Raw genomic sequence first — 488 nt, forward strand, 5'->3', positions numbered from 1 at the left:
AGAGTTTCCTGAGCGGCGGCAGCAACTACAGCAAGTACGCCAAGGGTGGCGTGGCCGTGGTGATCTCCAAGTCGGAGCAAAAGGCCGCCTTCATCGACCTGAAGCCACTGTTCACCTACGTCAACAGCGTCTACTTCGGGGGCGACCTGGCGACCTTCACGTCGCGGATGGCGAGCCTGGGGCAGGCCGACAACCAATGGCCGTACACCTTCACTCAGGAAACTTCGCAGGTTCCGACGGTGGTGAAGACGGTGTCGCTGGCGGGCCGGCCCACGGCGGTGAAGGCCAGCCTCTACGGCGACGCGAGCCGCGCCTGGATCGCGACGCAGGACGGCACGCTGCACATCTACAGCCTCGACGGCTATGCCCTGGGCGGTGCGGCCCCGGCGCCTTCGGCGAACGCCTTCGCGGAGGTCGGCACGGTCACGGGCCTCGGGCGCAATCCGACCTCGATCGCGACGTCCAAGGGCGAGCCGAGCAACACCAGC

Annotated in this window: 1 pseudogene; it reads left to right on the plus strand. The window is 67.0% G+C overall.

What is annotated here, in order from left to right:
* Positions 1-488, plus strand: a pseudogene (locus AC1DYK_RS35675) (hypothetical protein); the annotation flags it as partial.

The organism is Variovorax sp. P2_H12 (assembly GCF_056403395.1).